Source organism: Modestobacter versicolor (assembly GCF_041028285.1).
In the GTDB taxonomy this organism is placed as follows: Bacteria; Actinomycetota; Actinomycetes; order Mycobacteriales; family Geodermatophilaceae; genus Modestobacter; species Modestobacter versicolor_A.
This window is the reverse complement of the sequence record NZ_JABGDB010000008.1, coordinates 58911-81329: the sequence shown is the minus strand read 5'-3', so window position 1 is coordinate 81329 and position 22419 is coordinate 58911. Positions and strand designations below refer to the sequence as shown.

Annotated in this window: 22 protein-coding genes and 1 riboswitch; of the genes, 13 read left to right on the top strand and 9 right to left on the bottom strand. The window is 76.7% G+C overall.

All coding sequences use genetic code 11. The features are described 5' to 3' along the window. Nucleotides 1-49: 49 nt before the first annotated feature. A complete protein-coding gene (gene cobM, locus HL054_RS19895; RefSeq protein ID WP_369140825.1) occupies nucleotides 50-790 on the top strand; it encodes a precorrin-4 C(11)-methyltransferase in 741 nt (246 codons plus the stop codon). 74 nt (nucleotides 791-864) lie between these two features. On the opposite strand, the gene HL054_RS19890 is transcribed toward cobM, so the two are convergent. After that, nucleotides 865-1947 carry a cobalt-precorrin-5B (C(1))-methyltransferase gene (locus HL054_RS19890; RefSeq protein WP_369140824.1) on the bottom strand — a complete coding sequence of 361 codons (1083 nt, stop codon included), beginning with the start codon at nucleotides 1945-1947 and terminating at the stop codon, nucleotides 865-867. A gap of 113 nt (nucleotides 1948-2060) precedes the next feature. On the opposite strand from HL054_RS19890, the gene HL054_RS19885 reads away from it, so the two are divergent. Next, a complete protein-coding gene (locus HL054_RS19885) occupies nucleotides 2061-2828 on the top strand; it encodes a cobalt-precorrin-6A reductase (RefSeq protein ID WP_369140823.1) in 768 nt (255 codons plus the stop codon). Here the strand turns inward: HL054_RS19885 and HL054_RS19880 are convergent. Next, nucleotides 2791-3195, bottom strand: coding sequence for a hypothetical protein (locus HL054_RS19880; protein WP_369140821.1), 405 nt, complete (start codon nucleotides 3193-3195; stop codon nucleotides 2791-2793). The genes HL054_RS19885 and HL054_RS19880 overlap by 38 nt on opposite strands. 30 nt (nucleotides 3196-3225) lie before the next feature. On the opposite strand from HL054_RS19880, the gene HL054_RS19875 reads away from it, so the two are divergent. The 4 genes from HL054_RS19875 to HL054_RS19860 all read left to right on the top strand — a co-directional run bounded on the left by HL054_RS19875 (nucleotide 3226) and on the right by HL054_RS19860 (nucleotide 7788). Beyond that, the gene (locus tag HL054_RS19875; protein WP_369140820.1) at nucleotides 3226-3912 is read left to right on the top strand and encodes an HAD hydrolase-like protein; all 687 of its coding nucleotides are present in this window, start codon (nucleotides 3226-3228) and stop codon (nucleotides 3910-3912) included. A gap of 66 nt (nucleotides 3913-3978) precedes the next feature. Then, entirely contained in the window at nucleotides 3979-4464 is a 486-nt protein-coding gene (locus HL054_RS19870; protein WP_369140819.1) for a hypothetical protein, read from the top strand. Nucleotides 4465-4507: 43 nt separating this feature from the next. Then, a complete protein-coding gene (locus tag HL054_RS19865; RefSeq protein ID WP_369140818.1) occupies nucleotides 4508-6208 on the top strand; it encodes an ABC transporter in 1701 nt (566 codons plus the stop codon). Beyond that, nucleotides 6205-7788 carry a YfjP family GTPase gene (locus tag HL054_RS19860; protein ID WP_369140817.1) on the top strand — a complete coding sequence of 528 codons (1584 nt, stop codon included), beginning with the start codon at nucleotides 6205-6207 and terminating at the stop codon, nucleotides 7786-7788. Before HL054_RS19865 ends, HL054_RS19860 begins: the two co-directional genes overlap by 4 nt. A gap of 141 nt (nucleotides 7789-7929) precedes the next feature. On the opposite strand, the gene HL054_RS19855 is transcribed toward HL054_RS19860, so the two are convergent. From HL054_RS19855 to HL054_RS19835, 5 genes are read right to left on the bottom strand one after another with little or no spacing between them, the layout of a single operon-like run. After that, nucleotides 7930-9195, bottom strand: coding sequence for an MFS transporter (locus HL054_RS19855; protein WP_369140816.1), 1266 nt, complete (start codon nucleotides 9193-9195; stop codon nucleotides 7930-7932). Nucleotides 9196-9241: 46 nt separating this feature from the next. Continuing rightward, entirely contained in the window at nucleotides 9242-10741 is a 1500-nt protein-coding gene (locus tag HL054_RS19850) for a precorrin-2 C(20)-methyltransferase (RefSeq protein WP_369140815.1), read from the bottom strand. Further along, the gene (locus HL054_RS19845) at nucleotides 10738-11358 is read right to left on the bottom strand and encodes a precorrin-8X methylmutase (RefSeq protein WP_369140814.1); all 621 of its coding nucleotides are present in this window, start codon (nucleotides 11356-11358) and stop codon (nucleotides 10738-10740) included. Before HL054_RS19845 ends, HL054_RS19850 begins: the two co-directional genes overlap by 4 nt. After that, nucleotides 11358-12539 (bottom strand): precorrin-3B synthase, encoded by a 1182-nt coding sequence (gene cobG / locus HL054_RS19840; protein WP_369140813.1) that lies wholly within the window; start codon nucleotides 12537-12539, stop codon nucleotides 11358-11360. The genes HL054_RS19845 and cobG overlap by 1 nt, the downstream gene beginning before the upstream one ends. Nucleotides 12540-12590: 51 nt before the next feature. Next, a complete protein-coding gene (locus HL054_RS19835; protein WP_369140812.1) occupies nucleotides 12591-13280 on the bottom strand; it encodes a DUF4383 domain-containing protein in 690 nt (229 codons plus the stop codon). Nucleotides 13281-13469: 189 nt separating this feature from the next. Between HL054_RS19835 and HL054_RS19830 the strand changes: the two genes are divergently transcribed. Then, nucleotides 13470-13799, top strand: a complete 330-nt coding sequence (locus HL054_RS19830) for a tetratricopeptide repeat protein (protein WP_369140811.1) — start codon at nucleotides 13470-13472, stop codon at nucleotides 13797-13799. A gap of 97 nt (nucleotides 13800-13896) precedes the next feature. Next, a complete protein-coding gene (locus HL054_RS19825; RefSeq protein ID WP_369140810.1) occupies nucleotides 13897-14430 on the top strand; it encodes an FKBP-type peptidyl-prolyl cis-trans isomerase in 534 nt (177 codons plus the stop codon). A 35-nt stretch (nucleotides 14431-14465) separates the two neighbouring features. On the opposite strand, the gene HL054_RS19820 is transcribed toward HL054_RS19825, so the two are convergent. After that, the gene (locus HL054_RS19820; protein WP_369140809.1) at nucleotides 14466-15668 is read right to left on the bottom strand and encodes an MFS transporter; all 1203 of its coding nucleotides are present in this window, start codon (nucleotides 15666-15668) and stop codon (nucleotides 14466-14468) included. Between the two features lie 165 nt (nucleotides 15669-15833). Further along, a riboswitch (cobalamin riboswitch) is annotated at nucleotides 15834-15901 on the top strand. A 51-nt stretch (nucleotides 15902-15952) separates the two neighbouring features. Here HL054_RS19820 and cobN point away from each other — a divergent pair. From cobN to HL054_RS19795, 5 genes are all read left to right on the top strand, one after another. Next, nucleotides 15953-19576 carry a cobaltochelatase subunit CobN gene (cobN, locus tag HL054_RS19815; RefSeq protein ID WP_369140808.1) on the top strand — a complete coding sequence of 1208 codons (3624 nt, stop codon included), beginning with the start codon at nucleotides 15953-15955 and terminating at the stop codon, nucleotides 19574-19576. 124 nt (nucleotides 19577-19700) lie between these two features. Beyond that, nucleotides 19701-19937 carry a hypothetical protein gene (locus tag HL054_RS19810; RefSeq protein WP_369140807.1) on the top strand — a complete coding sequence of 79 codons (237 nt, stop codon included), beginning with the start codon at nucleotides 19701-19703 and terminating at the stop codon, nucleotides 19935-19937. Between the two features lie 30 nt (nucleotides 19938-19967). Next, nucleotides 19968-21047 carry a WD40/YVTN/BNR-like repeat-containing protein gene (locus HL054_RS19805; RefSeq protein WP_369140806.1) on the top strand — a complete coding sequence of 360 codons (1080 nt, stop codon included), beginning with the start codon at nucleotides 19968-19970 and terminating at the stop codon, nucleotides 21045-21047. Then, a complete protein-coding gene (locus HL054_RS19800) occupies nucleotides 21044-21328 on the top strand; it encodes a MoaD/ThiS family protein (RefSeq protein WP_369140805.1) in 285 nt (94 codons plus the stop codon). Before HL054_RS19805 ends, HL054_RS19800 begins: the two co-directional genes overlap by 4 nt. Nucleotides 21329-21396: 68 nt before the next feature. Then, nucleotides 21397-21624 carry a hypothetical protein gene (locus HL054_RS19795; protein WP_369140804.1) on the top strand — a complete coding sequence of 76 codons (228 nt, stop codon included), beginning with the start codon at nucleotides 21397-21399 and terminating at the stop codon, nucleotides 21622-21624. 12 nt (nucleotides 21625-21636) lie between these two features. Here the strand turns inward: HL054_RS19795 and HL054_RS19790 are convergent, their stop codons facing one another. Further along, entirely contained in the window at nucleotides 21637-22365 is a 729-nt protein-coding gene (locus HL054_RS19790) for an adenosylcobinamide-GDP ribazoletransferase (RefSeq protein WP_369140803.1), read from the bottom strand. Between the last annotated feature and the right edge of the window lie 54 nt (nucleotides 22366-22419).

Here is a 22419-nt window from a genome sequence, read left to right as displayed (position 1 = left end):
GTCTTCCCACGCGCTCTTTCGCGCGTCTTCCCACGGGAGGGGCCACCCGGTGACGGTCCACTTCATCGGGGCCGGGCCCGGTGCCGCCGACCTGGTGACCGTGCGGGCGGCCCGGCTGATCGCCACGGCCCCGGTGTGCCTGTACGCCGGCGCGCTGGTGCCCCGCGAGCTGCTGGACAGCGCCCCCGCGGGCGCCCGGCTGGTCGACACCGCCGACCTGGACCTCGACCAGATCACCTCCCTGCTGGTCGCCGCGCACGAGGAGGGGCTGGACGTCGCCCGGCTGCACTCCGGCGACCCGTCGGTCTACAGCGCCATGGCCGAGCAGATGCGCCGGCTGGACGGCGCAGGGGTGCCCTACGACGTCGTCCCGGGGGTGCCGGCGTTCGCCGCGGCCGCCGCCTCGCTCAAGCGCGAGCTCACCGTGCCGGGCGTCGCGCAGACCGTCGTCCTCACCCGGACGTCGGCCCGGTCGACGCCGATGCCGCCGGGGGAGGCGCTCGCCGCCTACGCGGCCACCGGCGCGACGCTGGTGCTGCACCTGGCCGTGCAGCGGATGGACGAGCTCGCCCCGGAGCTGGCGGCGCACTACGGCGCGGACTGCCCGGTCGCGGTGGTGGCGCGGGCCAGCCGGGACGACGAGCTGGTGCTGCGTGGCACGCTGGCCGACATCGCCGGCCAGGTCACCGCCGCCGGTGTCCGCCGGACGGCGATCGTGGTCGTCGGCCGGGTGCTCGCCGCGGAGCAGTTCCTGGACAGCCACCTCTACTCCACGACGCGCCCGCGGTGAGCGGCCCGCTCCCCGGCCCCGCTGCAGGGGCCCGCCGCGGGCTCGCGAGCGGTGGGGGGCAGCGGCTGCCTTGGTCAGGCTCTCCCGACCACAGTGCCGGCGCGGTCGATGACCACCACGTCGACCGCGACCGGGGCGCCGAGCAGCACGCCCTCCGCCGTCCGCCGGGCCCCGGCCGCGACCAGGTCGCCCAGCGGGAGCCCCGCGGCCTGGCACTGCTGCAGGGCGTCGAGCGCGCTGTTCGCCGTCCGCACGCCCTCGACCAGCCCGGCGGAGCCGCCCGCCCCGGCGACCAGCTCGGCCAGCGCGGCGAAGGACACCTGCGAGCGCCCCGAGTGCAGGTCGAGGTGGCCGTCGGCGAGCTTGGCCAGCTTGCCGATGCCCCCGGCCACCGTCAGCCGCGGCACCGGGTGGCGGCGCAGGTACTTGAGCACCGCGCCGGCGAAGTCGCCCATGTCCAGCAGCGCGTCCTCGGGCAGGCCGTACAGCTCCTGCGCCACCCGCTCGCTGGTCGACCCGGTGCAGCCCGCGACGTGGGTGCGGCCCGCCGCCCGGGCGACGTCGATGCCGCGGCGGATCGAGTCGATCCAGGACGAGCACGAGTACGGGACGACGACGCCCGTGGTGCCCAGGATGGACAGCCCGCCGAGGATGCCCAGCCGCGGGTTCCAGGTGCGTCGCGCGAGCTCGGCGCCGCCGGCCACCGACACCTCGACGACCACGTCGCCGGTGCCGCCGAACCGCTGCGCGACCGCGGCGACGTGCTCGGTCATCAGCCGGCGGGGCACCGGGTTGATCGCCGGTTCACCCACCGCCAGCGGCAGGCCGGGCTTGGTCACCGTGCCCACGCCCTCGCCGGCCCGGAACGTCACGCCGCTGCCGGCCTCGGCGAGCACGACCCGGGCGGAGACCACCGCGCCGTGGGTGACGTCCGGGTCGTCGCCCGCGTCCTTGACGATGCCGACGGTCGCCTCGCCCGTGCCGAGGGACTCGCGGGCCAGCGCGAACGCCGGGTGCCGGTCGTTGGGCAGGTCGATCTGCACCGGGTCGGGGAACTCGCCGGTGAGCAACGCGGTGTAGGCGGCGGTGGTGGCCGCGGTCGCGCAGGCGCCCGTCGTCCAGCCGTGCCGCAGCCCCGCGCTGCCGTCCCTGCTCACGGCACCATGGTGCACGGCCCGCGTCACCGGCCCGGACGTCGAGGTGCGGCCGGCTGCGGTGTCGACCGGCGCGGACACCGCGACGGGACGCGTCTGGCGACAGGAGGTGGCCGGTGACCGGTCAGGTGCTGGTGCTCGGGGGGACCGGGGAGGCCCGCCGGCTGGCGGCCGCGCTGCTCGCCGACGGCGTCGACGTGCTGTCCAGCCTGGCCGGCCGGACGGCGGAGCCGGTGCTGCCCGAGGGGCCGGTGCGGATCGGCGGGTTCGGCGGGCCCGAGGGCCTGGCGGCCTGGCTGGCCGAGCACCGTCCGGGCGCCGTCGTGGACGCCACGCACCCCTTCGCCGCGCAGATCACCGCGTCGGCCGCCGCCGCGGCGGCCGCGCACGGCACCCCGCTGCTCCGGCTGCAACGGCCGGGGTGGACGCCGCAGCCCGGGGACGACTGGCGGTTCGTCGACTCGCTGGCCGAGGCCGCCGCGGCGGTGGCCGGCGCCGGCAGCGTCTTCCTGACCACCGGCCGGCAGGAGGTCGCCGTCTTCGCCGACCTGCCGGGCCGGGTGCTGGTGCGCTCGGTCGACCCGCCCGACGAGCCGCTGCCGGCCGGCGCCACCCTGCTGCTGGACCGCGGCCCGTTCAGCGTCGCCGACGAGCTGGCGCTGATGCGGGAGCACGCCGTCGACGTCGTCGTCACCAAGGACTCCGGCGGCCACCTGACCGAGGCGAAGCTGACCGCCGCCCGGGAGCTCGGGCTGCCGGTCGTGCTGGTGCGCCGGCCGCCGCTGCCCGCCGGGGTGCCGACGGTGGCGACCGTCGAGGAGGCGCGGGCCTGGGTGACCGGCCGGCTCAGGCCGCCGGGTGCCGACGGAACGCCCAGGCCGTGACCCAGACCGTGCCGACGGTGAGCACCAGGGAGCCGGGCACGTGCGCGGTCATGTTCCCGGCGTCCCCGATCGCGGCCTGCACGAAGCCGGCGACGAAGACCGCGGCGGACACCACGACCGGCCACCGTGCGCCGCCCGCCCGGGCGTGCAGCAGGGTGGCGACGACGAGCAGCGCGCCGGCGACGTGCAGCGCGATCGCGCCCGTCCCGTGGGCGTCCATGGCGTCGGCCTGCGACAGCAGCCGCCCGGCGGTGACGAACTGCCACAGCAGGACGAGCACGGACAGGGCGGCCGTCGCCTGGACCGCCCGGCCGGTGCTCGAGCCGGGGGCGCGGGTGGTCGCGGGCAGGGACTGGGTGCGGGTCATCGCGACGGACCTCCGGGGAAGGGGTGTTGCTTGAGACTTCATGCAACCAGCTCAGGACCCGCCGGGGAAGAGGGCGGCCGGCTCGTCCTGTTCGACCTCGACGGCACACTGGTCGACTCCACGCCGGGCATCTGGGCCTCGATCCGGGTCGCCGCCGCCGAGCTGGGGCTGCCGGCGCCGACGCCGGGGCAGCTGCGGGCGATGGTCGGCCCGCCGCTGGAGGACGGCTTCGCCGGCGCCTTCGGGCTCGGCGGGGACGACGTGGTGCGGGCGGTGGCCGCGTACCGCGCGCACTACACGGCCGGGGCGATGTTCGACGCGACCGTCTACGCCGGGGTGCCCGAGCTGCTCGGCACGCTCCGCGCCGGCGGCGCGGTGCTGGCCGTGGCCACCAGCAAGCCCGAGCCGTTCGCGGTGCGGGTGCTGGCGCACGTCGGGCTGCTGGCCGCCTTCGACAGCGTGCACGGGGCCACCCTGGACGGCGCGGTGCGGCACAAGGACCAGGTCGTCGCCGCCGCGCTGGCCGCGCACCCGGACGGCGCCCGCCCGGTGCTGGTCGGCGACCGGGCGCAGGACGTGCTGGGTGCCCGCGCGCACGGGCTGCCGTGCGTCGGCGCGGGCTGGGGTCCGGCCCCGCCCGGCGAGCTGCTGGCCGCGGGTGCGGCGGTCGTGGTCGACTCCCCGGGCGAGGTGCCCGCCGCGCTGGCCGGCCTCTGAGCCGCGCCGTCGCCCGACCTGTCGTACCCGGGGGGCACAGTGGACACCGACGGAGGAGGTGTGCCGGTGCTCGGTGAACCACAGGCGATCGACCTGGACCTGCTCGACCTGGAGAGCGCCCTGCTGCGGGCGGCCGTGGGCGACTACGCGCTGGAGGCGGCGGTGCTGCTGCTCGCCGACTCCGGCCACTGGCTGCCCCGGCTGCAGTCGGCCGGGCTGGTGGCGATCGCCCTGGACGGCGACGCGGACGAGGGGCCGTGGGCGGCCGTGCAGTGGGGCGAGCTCGACGCCGCCCTGAGCGCCGGCGTCATCACCGGCAGCAGCGGCCAGCTGCGGCTGCTGCGGGCCGCGGCCGGCCTGGCCGACGGGCAGCCGGTCGACCTGGCCGACCTGACCGCGGGCGTGGACCGGGCCGAGCTGACGCTGCTGCTGGCGGCCCTCGCCCACGCCGCCGGCAGCCACGAGCACCGCCACGTCGTCCGGGACGCCGGCGGCGTGCGGGGGCCCGGGCGGCTGCTGGGCCCCGTGGTGGCCTGGCCGGTGCGCGACTGACGCTCGAGGGGTGAGCGGGGGGCCGCCCGGGCAAGATCCGGGGATGACCACCTCGACCGGGCTGCCGGACGCCCTGCAGCAGCTGCGCGACACCGTCGCCGGCGCGCCGCTGGGCCTGGCCACCACCGGCCGTGACGCCGCCGCCCGCACCGCCCGTTCCGTCGTCGACCAGGTCGACGACTACCTGCTGCCCCGGCTCCGGGACCTCGACGCCCCGCTGCTCACCGTCGTCGGCGGCTCGACCGGCGCCGGCAAGTCCACGCTGGTCAACAGCCTGCTCGGCACCCGGGTCACCACGCCCGGGGTGCTCCGGCCGACCACCCGCTCGCCGGTGCTGGTCTGCTCCCCGGCCGACCAGGCCGCCTTCGCCGGCGACCGGGTGCTGCCGGGCCTGGCCCGCACCACCGGCGAGGGCGACACGACCAGCGGCATCAAGCTGGTGGCCACCGACGCGCTGCCGCCGGGGCTCGCGCTGGTCGACGCCCCGGACGTCGACTCGGTGGTGGAGGCCAACCGCGAGCTGGCCGGGCAGCTGCTGGCCGCCGCCGACCTGTGGGTGTTCGTCACCACCGCGGCCCGCTACGCCGACGCCGTCCCCTGGGACCTGCTGCGGACGGCGCAGGAGCGGGGCACCGCGCTGGCCGTGGTGCTCGACCGGGTGCCGCCGGAGGCGGTCGGCGAGGTGGCCGACGACCTGGCCGCGATGCTGCACCGGGCCGGGCTGTCGAGCGCCCGGCTGTTCGTGGTGGAGGAGCGGCCGCTGGTCGACGGCTACCTGCCCGAGGACCAGGTCGGCCCGTTGCGGCAGTGGCTGCACGCGCTCGCCGCCGACCAGGAGCAGCGCGCCGCCGTCGTCCGGCAGACGCTGGCCGGCGCGCTGGAGAGCCTGGGCGACCGGGTGTCGGTGGTCGTCGACGGCGTGCAGGAGCAGGCCACCGCCGCCGAGGCGCTGCACGCCGCGGCGGAGGCCGCCTACGCGCGGGCCCGGGCGGCGATCGACGAGGGCGTGGGCAACGGCAGCCTGCTGCGCGGGGAGGTGCTCGCCCGCTGGCAGGAGTTCGTCGGCACCGGCGAGTGGATGCGCAGCCTGCAGGGCCAGGTCGGCCGGCTGCGGGACCGGGTCGCCGCGGCGTTCACCGGCCGGCCCAACCCCGCCGCGGACCTGACCGGCGCGCTGGAGTCCGGCGTCGAGCTGCTGCTGCGCGCCGAGGCGGACCGGGCCGCGGAGAAGACCGTCACCGACTGGCGCTCGCTGCCCGGCGGCATCACGCTGCTCGCCGGCCGGGAGACCGAGCTGGACGGCGTCTCCCCGTCCTTCACCGGCGCCGCCGCCGACGAGGTGCGCGGCTGGCAGGGCTTCGTCCTCGAACTGGTGCGCAAGGAGGGCGCGGGCAAGCGGAACCAGGCCCGGCTGATGTCCTGGGGCGTGAACGGCGCCGGGGCCGCGCTGATGATCGCCGTGTTCGCCTCCACCGCCGGGCTGTCGGGTGCCGAGTTCGGCATCGCCGCCGGTACCACCGCGGTCGGGCAGCGGCTGCTCGAGGCCGTGTTCGGCGACGCCGCCGTCCGCGAGCTGGCCGCCCGGGCCCGCGGCGACCTGGACGCCCGCGCCGAGCGGCTCCTGCAGGTCGAGCAGGCCCGCTTCGACGAGCTGCTGGGTGACGTCGCCCCGCAGCCGGGGGCCGCCGCGGAGCTGCGCGCCGCCGTCGCCGGGCTGGCCGCCGCCCGCGGGGCCTCGGCGTGAGGCGCCGTGAGCTGTCGCTGACCGACCGGCTGGCCGCGCTGCGCGAGGCCGTCGAGGTCGCCGAGGGGCGGCTCGAGGTGCCCGAGGTCGCCCAGGCCCGCTCGCTGCTGGCCAAGGCCGGCGCCCGGGAGGCGCTGGGCGACGCCACCGTCGTCGCGCTGGCCGGGGCCACCGGCAGCGGCAAGTCCACGCTGTTCAACGCGCTGAGCGGCAGCGAGGTGAGCACGCCCGGGGTACGCCGGCCGACGACCGGCGTCGCGCACGCCAGCGTGTGGGGCGAGCACGGGGCCGACCGGCTGCTCGACTGGCTGCAGGTGCCCCGCCGGCACCGGGTGCAGCCCGCCGATCCCGCGCTCGACGGCCTGGTGCTGCTCGACCTGCCCGACCACGACTCGATCCGGCTGGAGAACCGGCTGGAGGTGGACCGGCTCGTCGAGCTGGTCGACGTGCTGGTCTGGGTGCTCGACCCGCAGAAGTACGCCGACGCCGCCGTCCACTCCCGCTACCTGGCGCCGCTGGCCGGGCACGCCGGGGTGCTCGTCGTCGTGCTCAACCAGGTCGACCGGCTGGACGACGCCGCCGCCCGGGCCTGCCTGGCCGACCTGCGCGGTCTGCTGGACCGGGAGGGGCTGGCGGCGACGCCGATCGTGCCCACCGCCGCGCGCACCGGGGCCGGCCTGCCGGAGCTGCGCACCGAGCTGGCCCGCCGGGTCGCTGCCCGCCGCGCGGCCACCGACCGGCTCGCCGCCGACGCCCGGGCGGCCGCGGCCGCGCTGGCCGAGCACTGCGCCCCGGACGTGGGTTCCGACCGGAGCAGGGACCGCGGCGAGCGGGAGGGGCTGGCCGACGCGCTCGCCGACGCCGCCGGGGTGCCCGCGGTGGTCAGCGCCGTCGAGCGCTCGGCCCGGCGGCGCGGCGCCCAGCACACCGGCTGGCCGCTGCTGCGCTGGACGTCGAAGCTGCGGGCGGACCCGCTGAGCCGGCTGCACCTGGGCGACGAGGCGGCCCGGACGTCGCTGCCGCAGGCCGGCGCGGTGCAGACCGCGGGGATGGACGCCGCGCTCCGCCGGGCCCGCGACGCCGCCGGGCTGGGGCTGCCGCAGGCCTGGCGGGACGAGCTGCGGCGCACCGCCGAGCTGTCGGAGGAGCGGCTGGCCGACCAGCTGGACCGGGCCGTCGCCGGCACCGACCTCGGGCCGGACCGCACGCCGCTGTGGCAGCGCGCCGTCGGGGGCCTGCAGTGGGTCCTCGCGCTGGTGGCGCTGGCCGGGGCGCTGTGGCTGCTCGGCCTGGTCGGCCTGGGCCTGCTGCAGCTGGACGACGTCGTGCCGCTGCCCCGGGTGGAGGGCATCCCGCTGCCGACGCTGCTGCTGGTCGGCGGGCTGCTGGCCGGGCTGCTGCTGGCGCTGGTGAGCAGACCGCTGGTGCACGCCGGGGCCCGGCGCCGGGCCAGGACGGCCCGGCGGCGGCTGACCGAGCGGGTGGCCGAGGTCGCCGACGCCGAGGTCGCCGAGCCGCTGGCCGAGGCCCGGGCCGACCACGACCGGTTCTGCGCGGCGGTCGGCCGGGCCGGCAGCTGAGCGTCTCCCGAGGAGGCCGCCGGGGCGTGCCGGCCCGGGCGACGGTGGGGTCCGCAGCGCTTGTGCTCTGCTCACCACGGTGAGCAGAGCACAAGCTCCCGCAGACCCGCTCGTCCGCGTGCGGGCAGCGGGCTGGTGCCCCTACTCGACGGCGGCCGCAGCGTTCGGGCAGCTCGGCCGGGGGGCCGCAGCTGGGCCCACGGCCGGGGCGGGGGCCACGGCCGGGCGGCGGGAGCGCACTGCGAGCCCGGCCACCGCGGACAGCGCCAGCACGATGACGAACGCGCCGTAGAGCTGCGCCGTCCGCTCGAGCCCGATGTGCCCCGCAGCGATGCCCGCGGCGATCGACGGCAGGCTGAACCCGAGGTAGCTGGCGGTGAAGACCGCCGCGAGCAGCGCCCCCCGCTCGCCGGGGTCGACGCCGGCGGTCACCGTGGCCATCGCGCCGAGGAAGGCGCCGCCGAAGCCGAACCCGGAGACGACGGCCGCGACGAACAGCAGCGCCAGCGACCCGACGGCCAGGGCGGTGATCGTGGTCAGCACGCCGACGACGAAGGACAGCGCGCCGACCACCATCCCGCGGGTCGGCGAGACCCGGCCGAGGGACAGCGAGCCGACCACGGCGGTGCCGTTGAGCGCGAGGATCAGCAGGCTGCCGGAGACGTGGTCCTGCCGGTCGAAGACGTCGGCGACCAGCGAGGGGCCGAGGGAGAGGTAGAGCCCGCCCAGCGCCCAGGTCGCGACGAGGCAGGGCAGCACGACGACGAAGGCGCGGCGTTGGCTCGCGGGCACGTGCACGCTGGGCACCAGGGAGGCCGCGGTGCCGGCGCGGCGCGGTGACGACTCGGGCAGCGACACCCACACCCCGACCGCGGCGACCAGGCACAGCACCGTGAGCAGCCCGAACACCCAGTCGGTGGGGGAGGGCAGGAACTCGACGGCCAGACCCGCCCCGACGGCGCCGAGGGAGAGCCCGAGGCCGGGGGCGGCGGCGTTCACCAGCGGGCCGAGCGGGCGCTCGACGCGCTGCAGGTCCAGCAGTGCGGCACCGACCGCCCCGGTGAAGGCGCCGGTGGCCAGCCCCTGCGCGACCCGGGCGGCCAGCAGCCAGCCCACGCCGTCCGCGACGAGGAACATCACCATCGAGACGGCCTCGAGCACCAGGGCGGCGGCCAGCACCGGCCGGCGGCCGACGTGGTCGCTGAGCGCGCCCACCACCAGCAGCGACGCCAGCAGGGCGAAGGCGTAGACGGCGAAGACGACGGTCAGCGTCCCCGAGCCGAAGCCGAACTCCTCGGCGTAGACCCGGTACAGCGGCGAGGGCACCCCGGAGGCGCCCAGCATCAGCACCAGGAGGACGGCGACCGTCCAGAAGGCGGCCGGGCGGGGGAGCTGAGGACGGGGCACGAACCGGTGCAAGCAGCAACCAGCTCCGGGTGTTCCCGCCGCCGGCTCAGGCGCCCGGGTAGCGGCGGCTGGTGAACACCTTCCCGGTCGGGGTCACCCGGGTCTGGCTCGAGCCGACGAGCACCAGGCAGCGCATGTCCACGGTGTCCGGGTCGAAGTCGCCGAGGGTGGTGACGGTGACCTGCTCCTCCGGCCCGCCGACGTCCCGGCCCACCACCACGACCGTCTCGGCGGGCTTCACGTCCAGCAGCGTCTTGTGCGCCTCGCCGAGCTGGTGCGGCCGGGCCCGGGACCGCGGGTTGTACAGCGCGATCACCAGGTCGGCGGCGGCCGCGTGCCGGAGCCGGTCCAGGACGACGTCCCAGGGCTTGAGCACGTCGGACAGCGAGATCACCGCGAAGTCGTGCCCGAGCGGTGCACCGACCCGGGAGGCGACCGCCTGGGCCGCGGTGAGCCCGGGCAGCACCCGCACCTCGACGTCGGCGAACTCCGGCTCGGCGGCCACCTCGAGCACCGCGGCGGCCATCGCGAAGACGCCGGGGTCGCCGCTGGACACCACCGCCACCCGCCGCCCGGACTGCGCCAGCCGGAGCGCCGCCGCGGCGCGCTCTGCCTCCACCCGGTTGTCGCTGGGGTGCCGGGTCTGCCGCGGGTTGGCCGGCACCCGGTCCAGGTAGGGGCCGTAGCCGACCAGGTCGTCGGCGCGGGACAGCGCCTCGGCGGCCTCTGGCGTCGTCCAGCTCCGCTGCCCCGGGCCCAGCCCGACGACGACGACCTCGCCGGTGCGCGGCTCGGCCTCGCTCGGCTGCTCCGGCCCGGGGATCCCGCCGGTCAGCTCGCTGGGCAGCAGGGCGAGGGAGAAGTAGGGGACGGTGTCCGGGTCGACGTCGGCCAGCGGCATGGTGCGCTGTTGGGCGGTGGTGGCGCGCTCCACGTAGAAGGCCCGGTCGAGCACGCCGGCGTCGGCGAACGCGTCCCGCACGTTGCGGAAGGTCCGGCCCAGCTTCATCACCGCGGCCGAGTCGGTGGTGGCCAGCCACTCGGCCAGCTCCTCGGCGGGCAGCGTGCCGGGCAGCACGGTGAGCACTTCGTCCCGCTCCACCAGCGGCCGGCCGAGCACCGCGGCCGCGCCGCTGACGCTGGTCACACCGGGCACCACCTCGGTCGGGTACCGGTGCGCCAGCCGCTTGTGCATGTGCATGTACGAGCCGTAGAAGAACGGGTCGCCCTCGGCGAGGACGACGACGTCGCGGCCGGCGTCCAGGTGGGCGGCGAGCCGGGCGGCGGCGGCCTCGTAGAACTCGTCGATCGCGCCCTGGTAGCCGCCGGGGTGGGCGGTGGTCTCGGTGGTGACCGGGTAGACCAGCAGCTCCTCGACCTGGCCCTCGCGCAGGTAGGGCGCGGCCAGCCCGCGGGCCACCGACCGGCCGTGCTGGGCGGCGTGGAAGGCGACGACGTCGGCGGCGCCGATCAGCCGGGCGGCCTTGACCGTCACCAGCTCCGGGTCGCCGGGCCCCAGCCCGACCCCGTACAGGCGACCGCTCATTCGACTGTGCTCGCGATCGCGTTGACCGCGGCCGCGGTGATCGCGCTGCCGCCGCGGCGGCCGCGGACGACGAGGAAGTCCAGGTCCGAGGCGGCCAGCGCCTCCTTGGACTCGACCGCGCCGATGAAGCCCACCGGGATGCCGACCACCGCGGCCGGCCGGGGCGCGCCGTCGCGGACCATCTCCAGCAGGTGGAACAGCGCGGTCGGCGCGTTGCCGATCGCCACCACCGCGCCGTCGAGCCGGTCGCCCCACAGGTGCATCGCCGCGGCGGTGCGGGTGGTGCCCAGCTCCCTGGCCAGCTCCGGGGTGCGCGGGTCGTTGAGGGTGCAGACGACGTCGTTGTCCTTGGGCAGCCGACGGCGGGTGACGCCGCTGGCCACCATCTGGGCGTCGCACAGCACCGGGGCGCCGCCGTCCAGGGCCTCCCGGGCGCGCTCGACCACGGCCGGGGCGAAGGCGACGTCGGGGACCAGGTCGACCTGACCGCAGGCGTGGATCATCCGCACGACCACCTGGGCGACGTCGGCCGGCAACCCGGACAGGTCGGCCTCGGCGCGGATCGTGGCGAAGGACTGCCGGTAGATCTCGGCGCCGTCGTGCTCGTACTCGTACATCAGTCCTCTTCGATCCGGTAACCGGTGGGCGTGGCGACGACGTCGACGACCCGGCCCTGGGGCCGGCCGCAGCGCCGCTCGCAGCCGACCCAGTGCTGGCGGGCGCCGTCGGCCGGCAGGGCCCGGGTGGTGACGGCGGCGGTGGCGTCGGCCCGGACGTCGGCCAGCGACCGGGCGCAGCCCGGCCGCCCGGCGCAGGTGGTCACCTGCAGCCAGGGGCTGGCCTCGTCGAACACGATGCCGGTGCGGTGCAGCTCGACGGCGGCGTCGTCGACGTCGTCCTCGGCCAGGTCCGGGACGACGACGCTGCGCCACGGGGTCAGCTGCACCTCGGCCGCCAGCCGGGCGAGCAGGTCGGCCTGGTCGGCGCTGAGCCGCCCGAGCGGGACGACGCCGAGGAGCGCCGTCCGGCCGTCGAGCTGGCCCGCGGCGCCGACCGGGCCGGTGACCGGGGCGGCGGGGAGCGGCGCACCGGCGGCGACCGGGCCGCCCAGCCGGGCGGCGACCCGGGCCGGACCGTCGGCGAGCTCGGCCAGCCGCCAGGCCGCCGAGCCCTGCGCGGCCCGCTCGGCGAGGAACGCCCGGGCGGCGGCCAGCGCCAGCGCCACGGCATCCGCGGGACGGGCGCGGAGGCCGGCGTCGACGCCGCCCAGGGTGAGCGCGACCGTGTCCGGCGCCAGCGCCAGCAGGCCTACGTCCCCGTGCAGGCCGGCGACGTCGCCCCGGCCGTCGTCCAGCGTGGCCAGGAAGCGGCCGGGCAGCCCGGCCAGCAGCGGGTCGCCGGACAGGCCGGCGTCGAACCCGCGCACCCACGGCCGGACGTCGAGGTGGCCGCCGGGCGTGCGCCCGGAGAGCGTGGAGGCGAGCACGTTGCGCACCCGCTCGTGGGTGGCGCTGGGCAGCAGCCCGGCCGCGGCGAGCCGGTCGCCGAGCCCGGCCTCGGCCCCCTCGGGCAGCCCGCGCAGCTGCAGGTTGCCGCGGCTGGTCAGCTCCAGGTGCCCGTTCCCGAGGTCCCGGGCGGCGGCGGCCAGCGTCCGCAGCTGGTCGGCGGTCAGCGTGCCACCGGGGACCCGGACCCGGGCGAGGCCGCCGTCGGCCGCCGCGTGGGTCTGCAGCGCCCCGGGGCAGGCGTCGGCCCGCTCGCGGGCCGGCGCGGACGGCAGGGGGAGGAGAGAGGACATGGCGCCCGCGAGGCTACTTCCCGCAGGCGCCTGTGCCGTCGGCCCGTTCGGTCAGCGCAGCGGCGCGCGGTCGAAGGACATCCACACGTCGCGACGGTCGCCCCGGGTGCGCACCTGGGCCATCGCCGCGACCCGGCGCTCCTGGTCGGGGGTGGCCCGGTGCTCGATGACGGCCAGCTCGGCGTCGCGCATGGCCCGCTCGGCGGCCCGCTCGGCCGGCGTCTCGGGCAGCTGCTGGCTGGTGTCGGTGTCCTCGGCGGCGTCGGCGCCCTCGCTGCGGTACGGGCTGTCCGCCGGCAGGTTGCCGCTGACCCGGCCGTAGGCGCCCAGCGTGAGCAGCACCAGCCCGGCGATGATCGAGAAGATGACGTTGGCCACCGAGAAGGCCAGGAAGTTGACCTCGGTCTCCAGCACGGCGAGGTTCGCCAGGGCGGAGACCAGGAACAGCACGCCGATGACCAGCATCGTCGTCGAGGCGACCCGCGAGCTGCGCAGCGCGGCGACGACGAGCACCGCGGCGGTCAGCAGCGAGATGGTCGACAGCAGGCCGTTGGAGGACAGGCCGGCGATCCGCTCGCCGTCGGTGGAGAAGTAGTCCAGGCCGTCGAGCAGGCCCAGGACGCCGAAGGCCGCGATGACGGCGGCGACGACGACCGCGCCGATCCGGTGGACGGCGGGGACCCGGCCGGGCTCCTCCTGGGAGGTGTGGGACCAGCTGGGCAGGTGCGGGGCAGAGGACATGGCAGGAACTCCGGACGTGGAGTCGGGTACCGGGCCGGGCGGCCTCCGGCTCCGGCCACGTACCCGTTGCGCGCAACTCGATGCGGTGCCACTCGCTCTTTCTGGTTCCGCCGGGTGAGGAGGCGAGTGCGGGCGGTGGCCGGGAATGCCGGCGCGGCCGGACTGTTCTCGGGCAGGAGGAGGTGCGACATGACCACACCGCACGAGACCGACCTGCACTCCGAGTACCTCCGGGCCGACCTGTTCCTGGCCATGGGCCAGCCGATCGAGGCCGCCAAGGTGCTCACCGGCGTGCTCGCCGCCGAGCCGGAGAACGAGGCCGCGCTCGAGCTGCTGGCCCGCAGCTACTTCGGGTCCGCGCAGCTGACCCGCGCCGAGGAGGCGCTGACCCGGCTGGTGGCGCTGGCCCCGGCCAACGCCTGGGCCCGGCGCGCGCTCGCCCGCACGCTGGAGCGGCAGAGCCGGGCCGCGGACGCCACCGTGCACCACCGGGTGGCCGACGCCCTCGGCGCCGCCTGACCGACGGCCCCCTCGCCGCGACCGGCGAGGGGGCCCTCCATCAGACGACGACCCGGTGGTCAACGGCGGCAACCGGTGACTGTGGTCTGCTGGGACGGTGACCCGCCGTGCTCCCGTCCGCCTCCTGCTCGCAGCCGCCGTCGCGGTCTCCCTGACCGGGTGCGGGGGTGACGAGGAGGAGCCCGCGGCCTCCGGCACCCCCGCCTGCGAGTCGCGGGACGCCACCACCGAGGCGCCCGACGAGCTGTCCACCGACCTCGCCGAGGCGCCGGAGGTGCCGACCACCGAGGCGGCGCCGCCCTGCGACCTGGAGATCGCCGACGTCGTCGTCGGCACCGGCGCGGAGGCCGTCCCGGGCTCGGACGTGGCGGTGAAGTACCTCGGCGCCTTCTACAGCACCGGGGAGGAGTTCGACTCCTCGTGGAGCCGCGGGGCCGACGAGACGCTGCCGGTCACCGTCGGCGCCGGCCGGGTCATCGAGGGCTTCGACCAGGGCATCGAGGGGATGCAGGTCGGCGGCCGGCGGATGGTCACCATCCCCAGCGACCTCGGCTACGGGCCGAACGGGCAGGGCCCGATCCCCGGCGACGCCACCCTGGTCTTCGTCATCGACCTGGTGCAGGTGGGCTGAGCCGGCTCAGCCTGGCGCAGGTGGGCTGGGCCCGCTCAGAGCAGCCGGGCCCGGCCGGCGAGCACCCCGGCCACGGCCTGGACGGCGAGCACCACGAGCAGCACGGCCAGCGGCGCCGTCCAGCTGCCGGTCCCGTCGTGCAGGGCCCCGAGCAGCAGCGGGCCGCCGGCGGCGAGGGCGTACCCGACCGACTGGGCCATGCCGGACAGCGCCGCCGCCTGGTGGTGGTCGTGGGTGCGCAGTCCGAACAGCGACAGGGCCAGCACGATGCAGCTCCCACCGCCGGCGCCGGCGAGCACGATCCACAGCAGCGAGGCACCCGGCGCGGCGAGCTGGCCGGCCACCGCGATGGCGAACAGCCCGGTCGCGCCCAGCAGCAGCAGCCGCTGGTCCGGGTACCGGGGGATGAGCCGCGCCACGGCCAGGTTCGCCAGCAGCCCGGCCACCTGCATGGCGAACAGCTGCCAGCCTGCGGCCGGTGCGGAGACGCCCTGGGCCTGCTGGACCGACGGCCACCAGGTGATCAGCGTGTAGTAGATCGTCGACTGGCAGCCCATGAAGACGGTGACCTGCCAGCCCAGCGCGCTGCCCCAGGGCGACCGGCGCGGGACCGGGGCCCCGGGCGACCCGGGCGTCGGCGGGACGCTGCGCCGGCGCAGCTGGGGCAGGAAGACCGCCAGCGCGATCAGCCCCAGCCCGGCCCAGATGCCCAGCGCCAGCCGCCAGCCGTGCTGCGCCGTCCCGGCCAGCGGGACGGCGAGCCCCGACGCCAGCGCCGCCGCGGCGCCCTGGACCGAGGAGTAGAGGCCGGTGACCTGGCCGACCCGGCCCGGGTAGTCGCGCTTCACCAGCGAGGGCAGCACCACGTTGATGACCGCGATGGCGATGCCGAGGAAGGCGGTGCCGGTCCACAGCGCGACCGTGGACGGCAGCGAGCGGACCACCGTCGCCGTCGCGAGCACCACCAGCGCCGCGCCGAGCGCGCGCTCGATGCCGATCCGGCGGGCCAGCCCGGGCGCCAGCGGCGAGACGACGGCGAAGGCCACCAGTGGCAGGCTGATCAGCACCGACGCCGTGGCGCCGCCGATGGACAGGTCGGCGCGGATGTCCTCGACCACCGGGCCGACCGAGGTGATCGCGGCCCGCAGGTTGGCCGCGATGAGCAGGATCCCGGCCAGCAGCAGGCCGGACTGCGACGTCCTGACCGTGCCGGGCCGGGTCGCCGTGCCGCCGGTCATCCGCTCTCCTGCTCGTCGGGGTGCGCGACCGGGGTCCCGGGTCGGGTGGTTGTCCGCTGCACCTTGCCGTTCGCCACGCTAACTGCCGGCCGTCCGGTGGCCGTCGTGCGGCTCGGGGACGGCCGGTCGGCCGGGTAGCGTCTGGGTCAACCACGGCAGTGCAGCAGGGAAGCCGGTGCGAACCCGGCGCGGTCCCGCCACTGTGACCCCGACCCCGGGGGAGCCAGACACCTCGGCTGCCGTGCCCGACGACCCGGGGCGCGGACCCCGAGGGAGGCACTGCCTTGAGCACACGCACCTTCACCCTGCTGTCGACGTCGGACACCGACCTGCTGTCGGCGAGGTCCAGCGCGGCCGACTGGCGGCTGGGCAACCCGGCCCGCCTGGGCGCGGAGGGCATGGTGCAGCTCGCCGCCGGCAGCGACCTCGTCGTCGTCCGGATCCTCGGCGTCCGCCGGCAGTACGAGGAGATGCTCAGCCCGCTGCTGGCCGGGTCCGCGCCGGTCGTCGTCCTCGGCGGGGAGAACGTGCCGGACGCCGAGCTGATGGAGCTGTCCACCGTCCCGATGGGCGTGGCCACCGAGGCGCACGGCTACCTGGCGCAGGGTGGGCCGGACAACCTGGCGCAGCTGCACCGCTTCCTGGGCGACACCGTGCTGCTCGAGGGGGAGGGCTTCGAGGCGCCGTCGGTCGCACCGGAGTGGGGCGTGCTCGAGCGGTCCCCGCGCACCACCGAGGGCCCCGTTGTCGCCGTCCTCTACTACCGGGCGCACCACCTGTCCGGGAACACCGCCTTCGTCGAGGCGTTGTGCACCGCGATCGAGGACGCCGGCGGCCGCGCGCTGCCGGTCTTCACCGCCTCGCTGCGCACCGTCGAGCCGGGCCTGGTCGACGTGCTGCGCACCGCCGACGCGCTCGTCGTCACCGTGCTGGCGGCCGGCGGCTCGAAGCCGGCCACCGCGCAGGCCGGCGGGGACGACGGCGCCTGGGACGTCGGTGAGCTGGCGAAGCTGGACGTCCCGGTGGTCCAGGGCCTCTGCCTCACCAGCAGCCGCGCGCAGTGGGCCGCCAGCGACGACGGGCTGTCCCCGCTGGACGTCGGCAACCAGGTGGCCATCCCCGAGTTCGACGGCCGGCTGATCAGCGTGCCGTTCTCCTTCAAGGAGGTCGACGCCGACGGCCTCACCTCCTACGTCGCCGACCCCGAGCGGGCCGCCCGGGTCGCCGGCACCGCGGTCGCGCACGCCCGGCTGCGGCACACCCCGCCCGCCGAGCGCCGGATCGTGGTCATGCTGTCGGCCTACCCGACCAAGCACGCCCGGATCGGCAACGCCGTCGGCCTGGACACCCCGGCGTCGGTCGTCCGGCTGCTCGCCGCGATGCACGGCCAGGGCTACGACATCGGCCCCTTCGACGGCCCGGACGCGCTCCCCGGCGTCGCCGACCTGGACGGCGACGCACTGGTGCACGCGCTCATCGCGGCCGGCGGCCAGGACGAGAACTGGCTGACCGAGGAGCAGCTGTCGGGCAACCCGGTGCGGATCTCCGCGGCGGAGTACCGGCGCCACTTCGACACCCTCCCCGCCGACCTGCGCGAGGCGATGACCGAGCACTGGGGCGAGGCGCCCGGGTCGCTGTTCGTCGACGACGGGCACATCGTCTTCGCCGCGCTGCGGGCCGGGAACGTCGTGGTGATGGTGCAGCCGCCGCGCGGCTTCGGCGAGAACCCGATCGCGATCTACCACGACCCGGACCTGCCGCCCTCGCACCACTACCTGGCCGCCTACTGGTGGCTGCGCAACGTCTTCGGGGCGCACGCGATGGTGCACGTCGGCAAGCACGGCAACCTGGAGTGGCTGCCCGGCAAGACCGTCGGCATGTCGGCCGGCTGCGGCACCGACGCCGCGATCGGCGACCTGCCGCTGGTCTACCCGTTCCTGGTCAACGACCCGGGCGAGGGCACCCAGGCCAAGCGCCGGGCGCACGCCACCCTGGTCGACCACATGGTGCCGCCGATGGCCCGGGCCGACTCCTACGGCGACATCGCCCGGCTGGAGCAGCTGCTCGACGAGCACGCCAACATCGCCGCGATGGACCCGGCGAAGCTGCCCGCCGTCCGGCAGCAGATCTGGACGCTGCTGCAGGCGGCCAAGCTGGACCACGACCTGGGCCTGTCCGAGCGGCCGGAGGACGACCACTTCGACGAGATGATCCTGCACGTCGACGGCTGGCTCTGCGAGATCAAGGACTCCCAGATCCGCGACGGCCTGCACGTGCTCGGCGCCCCGCCGACCGGGCAGAACCGGGTCGACCTGGTGCTGGCCATGCTCCGGGCGCGGCAGATCTGGGGCGGCGCGGTCGCGCTGCCCGGCCTGCGCCAGGCGCTCGGCCTGACCGAGGACGGCACCGCCGGCCTGCACGAGACCGACCGGGTCGAGGCGCTCGCCGAGGCGCTCGTCGCCGGCATGGAGGAGCGCGGCTGGGTGGCCTCGGCGATCGCCGACGTCGTCGGCAGCGTGCTCGGGACGGCGGACGACGAGGTCAGCGCGGTGCTGCGGTTCGCCGTCGACGAGGTCGTGCCCCGGCTCGAGCGGACCACCGACGAGCTGGACATGACGCTGCACGCGCTCGAGGGCGGCTACGTGCCGGCCGGGCCGTCGGGCTCGCCGCTGCGCGGGCTGGTCAACGTGCTGCCGACCGGGCGGAACTTCTACTCCGTCGACCCGCGGGCGATCCCGTCCCGGCTCGCCTGGGAGACCGGCTCGGCGATGGCCGAGTCGCTGGTCGACCGCTACCGCGCCGACCACGACGGTCAGTTCCCGCCCTCGGTCGGGCTGTCGGTGTGGGGCACCTCGGCGATGCGCACGTCGGGCGACGACGTCGCCGAGGTGCTGGCGCTGCTCGGCGTCCGGCCGGTCTGGGACGACGCCTCGCGCCGGGTGACCGGTCTGGAGCCGGTCCCGCTGGACGAGCTGGGCCGCCCGCGGATCGACGTCACGGTGCGGATCAGCGGCTTCTTCCGGGACGCCTTCCCGCACGTGGTGACCATGCTGGACGACGCGGTGACCCTGGTGGCCGCGCTCGAGGAGCCCGCCGCGGACAACCACGTGAAGGCGCACGTCGACGCAGACCTGGCCGAGCACGGCGACCGGCGGCGGGCCACCACCCGGGTGTTCGGCTCCAAGCCGGGCGCCTACGGGGCCGGGCTGCTGTCGCTGATCGACTCCCGCAACTGGCGCGGCGACGCCGACCTGGCGGAGGTCTACGCCGTCTGGGGCGGCTACGCCTACGGCCGCGACCTGGACGGCGTCAACGCCCGCCCGGACATGGAGGCGGCCTACAAGCGGATCGCGGTCGCGGCGAAGAACATCGACACCCGCGAGCACGACATCGCCGACTCCGACGACTACTTCCAGTACCACGGCGGGATGGTCGCGACCGTCCGCGCGCTGACCGGCTCCTCGCCGGAGGCCTACATCGGCGACTCCACCCGGCCCGAGCAGGTCAAGACGCGGTCGCTGGTCGAGGAGACCTCCCGGGTGTTCCGCGCCCGGGTGGTCAACCCCAAGTGGCTGGCCGCGATGCGCCGGCACGGCTACAAGGGCGCCTTCGAGCTGGCCGCCACCGTCGACTACCTCTTCGGCTACGACGCCACCACCGGGGTGGTCGCCGACTGGATGTACGAGAAGCTCGCCCAGACCTACGTGCTCGACCCGGAGAACCGCGAGTTCATGGAGAAGTCGAACCCGTGGGCGCTGCACGGCATCGCGGAGCGGCTGCTCGAGGCGGTCGAGCGGGAGATGTGGGCCGAGCCCGACCCGGCACTCCTCGCCGAGCTGCGGCAGGCCTACCTGGACACCGAGGGCGACCTCGAGGGCGGGGAGACGCCGGCCCAGACGTCGGTCTGAGCGCACCCGGGACCGGTGGTCCCGGGTGCGCTGGGTGACGGCGCGCGGGGACGGCCCGGGAGCGGCCCGGCGACCGCCGCCGGCAGGACCGTCCGGGTGGCCCGGGTGGGCGGACCCTCCCGGCATGGGCATCTTCGGCAGGCGCAAGAGCGGCAGCGGCGAGGGCGCGGGCGCGCGCTCGGCGCGGACCGGCCGCGGTGCGGGCGACGTCCCGGGCGCGGGGACCTCGGGGACCGGGCTCAGCCGCCGCGCCGGCCGGGCCGGGCGGAACGCCGCCGGCCGGGGCGCGGCCGGGCGGGGTCAGCGCTCCGCCGGTGGGCTCCGCGGGCTGATCGGCTCGCTCACCGGCCGCCGCCGATGAGTTCGCCGGTGCACGGCGGTCTGGTGGTGCATGGTGACGACTCTGCTGGCGATCGGCACGCGCAAGGGGCTGTGGCTCGCGACGAGTGAGGACCGTCGCGACTGGTCGCTGTCCTCCCCGCACTTCCTGATGACCGAGGTGCCGAGCATCGGCATCGACGTCCGCGGCGACCGCACCCGGCTGATGGTCGGGGTGCGCTCGGAGCACTTCGGCCCCACCGTCGTGCACTCCGACGACCTCGGCGTCACCTGGGACGAGCCGGCGGACGGCGCGATCCGGTTCCCGGCCGACACCGGTGCCGCGGTGGAGCGGATCTGGCAGCTCCAGCCGGACTCCGCCGATCGGCCGGGGGTGGTGTGGGCGGGCTGCGAACCGATCTCGGTGTGGCGGTCCGAGGACGGTGGTGACTCCTTCGCGCTCGACCGCGGACTGTGGGACCACCCGCACCGGCCGGAGTGGGGCGCCGGCTACGGCGGGGCGGCGGCGCACAGCGTCCTCCCCGGGCCGGACGCGACGGTGCACGTCGCGATGAGCACCGGCGGGGTCTACCGGACGACGGACGGCGGCAGCTCCTGGCAGCCGCGGAACGCCGGCATCTCGGCCTACTTCATGCCCGGTCCGGCGCCGGAGTTCGGCCAGTGCGTGCACAAGATCGCCCGAGACGGCGCGGAGCCGCGGCGGCTGTACGCGCAGAACCACCACGGGGTCTACCGGTCCGACGACGACGGCGACTCCTGGACCTCGATCGCCGACGGGCTGCCGTCGGACTTCGGGTTCGTGATGCTGGCCCACCCCCGGCGCGCCGGCACCGTCTGGGTCGTCCCGCTGGTCGCCGACGGGGAGCGCATCCCGCCGGGCGGCGAGCTGGCCGTGCACCGCAGCGAGGACGCGGGGGAGACCTGGCGCCGGCTCGCCGACGGGCTGCCCGACCACGAGTACAACGCCGTGCTGCGCGACGCAGCGTGCGTCGACGCCGGCGACCCGGTCGGCGTGTACGTCGGCACCCGCGGCGGCGAGGTGTACGCCAGCGCCGACGAGGGGGAGTCGTTCGGCACGGTGGCCTCGCACCTGCCCGACGTCCTCTGCGTGCGGGCGGCGGTGCTGCCGTGACGGTGCAGGTGCTGCTGCCGCGGTTGCTCGCCGACTGCACGGGCGGCCGGACGGCGATGGCGCTGGACCTGCCGGCGGCGGCGACCGTGGCGGGCCTGCTGGACGCGCTCGCCGCGGACCACCCGGTGTTCGACCGGCGGGTGCGCGACGAGACCGGCGCGCTCCGCCGGCACGTCAACGTCTACGTCGACGGCGAGGAGGTCCGCCGGCTCGCGGGCCTGTCGACGCCTGTGCCGCGGGACGCGGAGGTCATGGTCGTCCAGTCCGTGGCCGGTGGCTGAGAGTGACGGCGCGCGCCAAACCAGAACCTCGCTGTTCTTGATCGGGCCCTCCCGGGCAACCACCGGAGATGAGCATCCTGAGCAAGCTGATGGGGACCGCACAGCAGACCGCGGGCCGGAGCCGTACCGGGCGCAGCACCGGGCGGCCGGTCAGCGGACGCCGCACCACGGGCATGGGCCGCACCGGTGGCGGCACGGCCCGGATGGCCCGCGGCACCAGCTCCCGTGGACGCGCTGCGGCTCCGGCGGCCGGCGGTCTCGGCAAGCTGCTGAGCTCGTTCGCCAAGCGCCGCTGACCGGCGGGCTGCTCAGCCCAGCAGAACGGCGGCGGCCAGCAGGGCGACCGTCGCCGTCACCTCGCCCGTCGCGCCCATGACGTCGCCGTTGACCCCACCGAGGCGCGCCCGCACGCGTCGGTGGAGGCCCTCGGCGGCGAGCCAGCCCACGACCAGTGCGGCGGTGAGCCGGACGGCCTGATCGAGGTCGTCCCCGGTGCCGAGCGCGGCCGCGGCCGTCGTGGCGAGCACGACCAGTGCGCTGCCGACCAGCCACCGGCGCGACACCGTGCCCGCGACGGCCGCCCCCAGCGAGGACCCGTCGGCGATCGGCGTGCCGGGCAGCCCGGCCCGCGCCATGGCCACCCGTGCCGCCACCACCGCGGCCGGCAGGGCGAGCCAGCCGCCGTCGACGAGGAGCAGCTGGGCCAGGCAGGCCACCTGCAGCAGCAGGACCAGCACGAGGGTCACCACGCCGAACGGGCCGACGTCCCCGGCCCGCATGACCGCCAGCGCGCGCTCCCGGCCGCGGAGCGGCCCGAGCCCGTCAGCGGTGTCGGCCAGCCCGTCCAGGTGCAGCCCCCGGGTGAGCGCGGCCAGCGCCGCCACGGCCAGCACCGCCCCGACCAGCGGGGTCGCGTACCGGCCGCCGAGCCAGCCGACGGCGGCGGCGACCGCGCCGAGCACCAGGCCGACCAGCGGAGCCCAGGGGAGGACGCCGCGGGCGGTCGCCGCCGCGGGCACCCGGGCGATGCTGAGCACGGCGAAGGCCTCCGCCGGCCCCGTCCAGGGCCGGCGCGGATCCCGGTCGCCGTG

Coding starts and splice junctions, on each gene's coding strand:
- HL054_RS19865 (WP_369140818.1), top strand. CDS start 4,508: ATGACCACCTCGACCGGGCTGCCGGACGCCCTGCAGCAGCTGCGCGAC.
- HL054_RS19835 (WP_369140812.1), bottom strand. CDS start 13,280: ATGTCCTCTGCCCCGCACCTGCCCAGCTGGTCCCACACCTCCCAGGAG.
- HL054_RS19845 (WP_369140814.1), bottom strand. CDS start 11,358: ATGTACGAGTACGAGCACGACGGCGCCGAGATCTACCGGCAGTCCTTC.
- HL054_RS19805 (WP_369140806.1), top strand. CDS start 19,968: ATGGTGACGACTCTGCTGGCGATCGGCACGCGCAAGGGGCTGTGGCTC.
- HL054_RS19810 (WP_369140807.1), top strand. CDS start 19,701: ATGGGCATCTTCGGCAGGCGCAAGAGCGGCAGCGGCGAGGGCGCGGGC.
- HL054_RS19880 (WP_369140821.1), bottom strand. CDS start 3,195: ATGACCCGCACCCAGTCCCTGCCCGCGACCACCCGCGCCCCCGGCTCG.
- HL054_RS19850 (WP_369140815.1), bottom strand. CDS start 10,741: ATGAGCGGTCGCCTGTACGGGGTCGGGCTGGGGCCCGGCGACCCGGAG.
- HL054_RS19795 (WP_369140804.1), top strand. CDS start 21,397: ATGAGCATCCTGAGCAAGCTGATGGGGACCGCACAGCAGACCGCGGGC.
- cobG (WP_369140813.1), bottom strand. CDS start 12,539: ATGTCCTCTCTCCTCCCCCTGCCGTCCGCGCCGGCCCGCGAGCGGGCC.
- HL054_RS19820 (WP_369140809.1), bottom strand. CDS start 15,668: ATGACCGGCGGCACGGCGACCCGGCCCGGCACGGTCAGGACGTCGCAG.
- HL054_RS19830 (WP_369140811.1), top strand. CDS start 13,470: ATGACCACACCGCACGAGACCGACCTGCACTCCGAGTACCTCCGGGCC.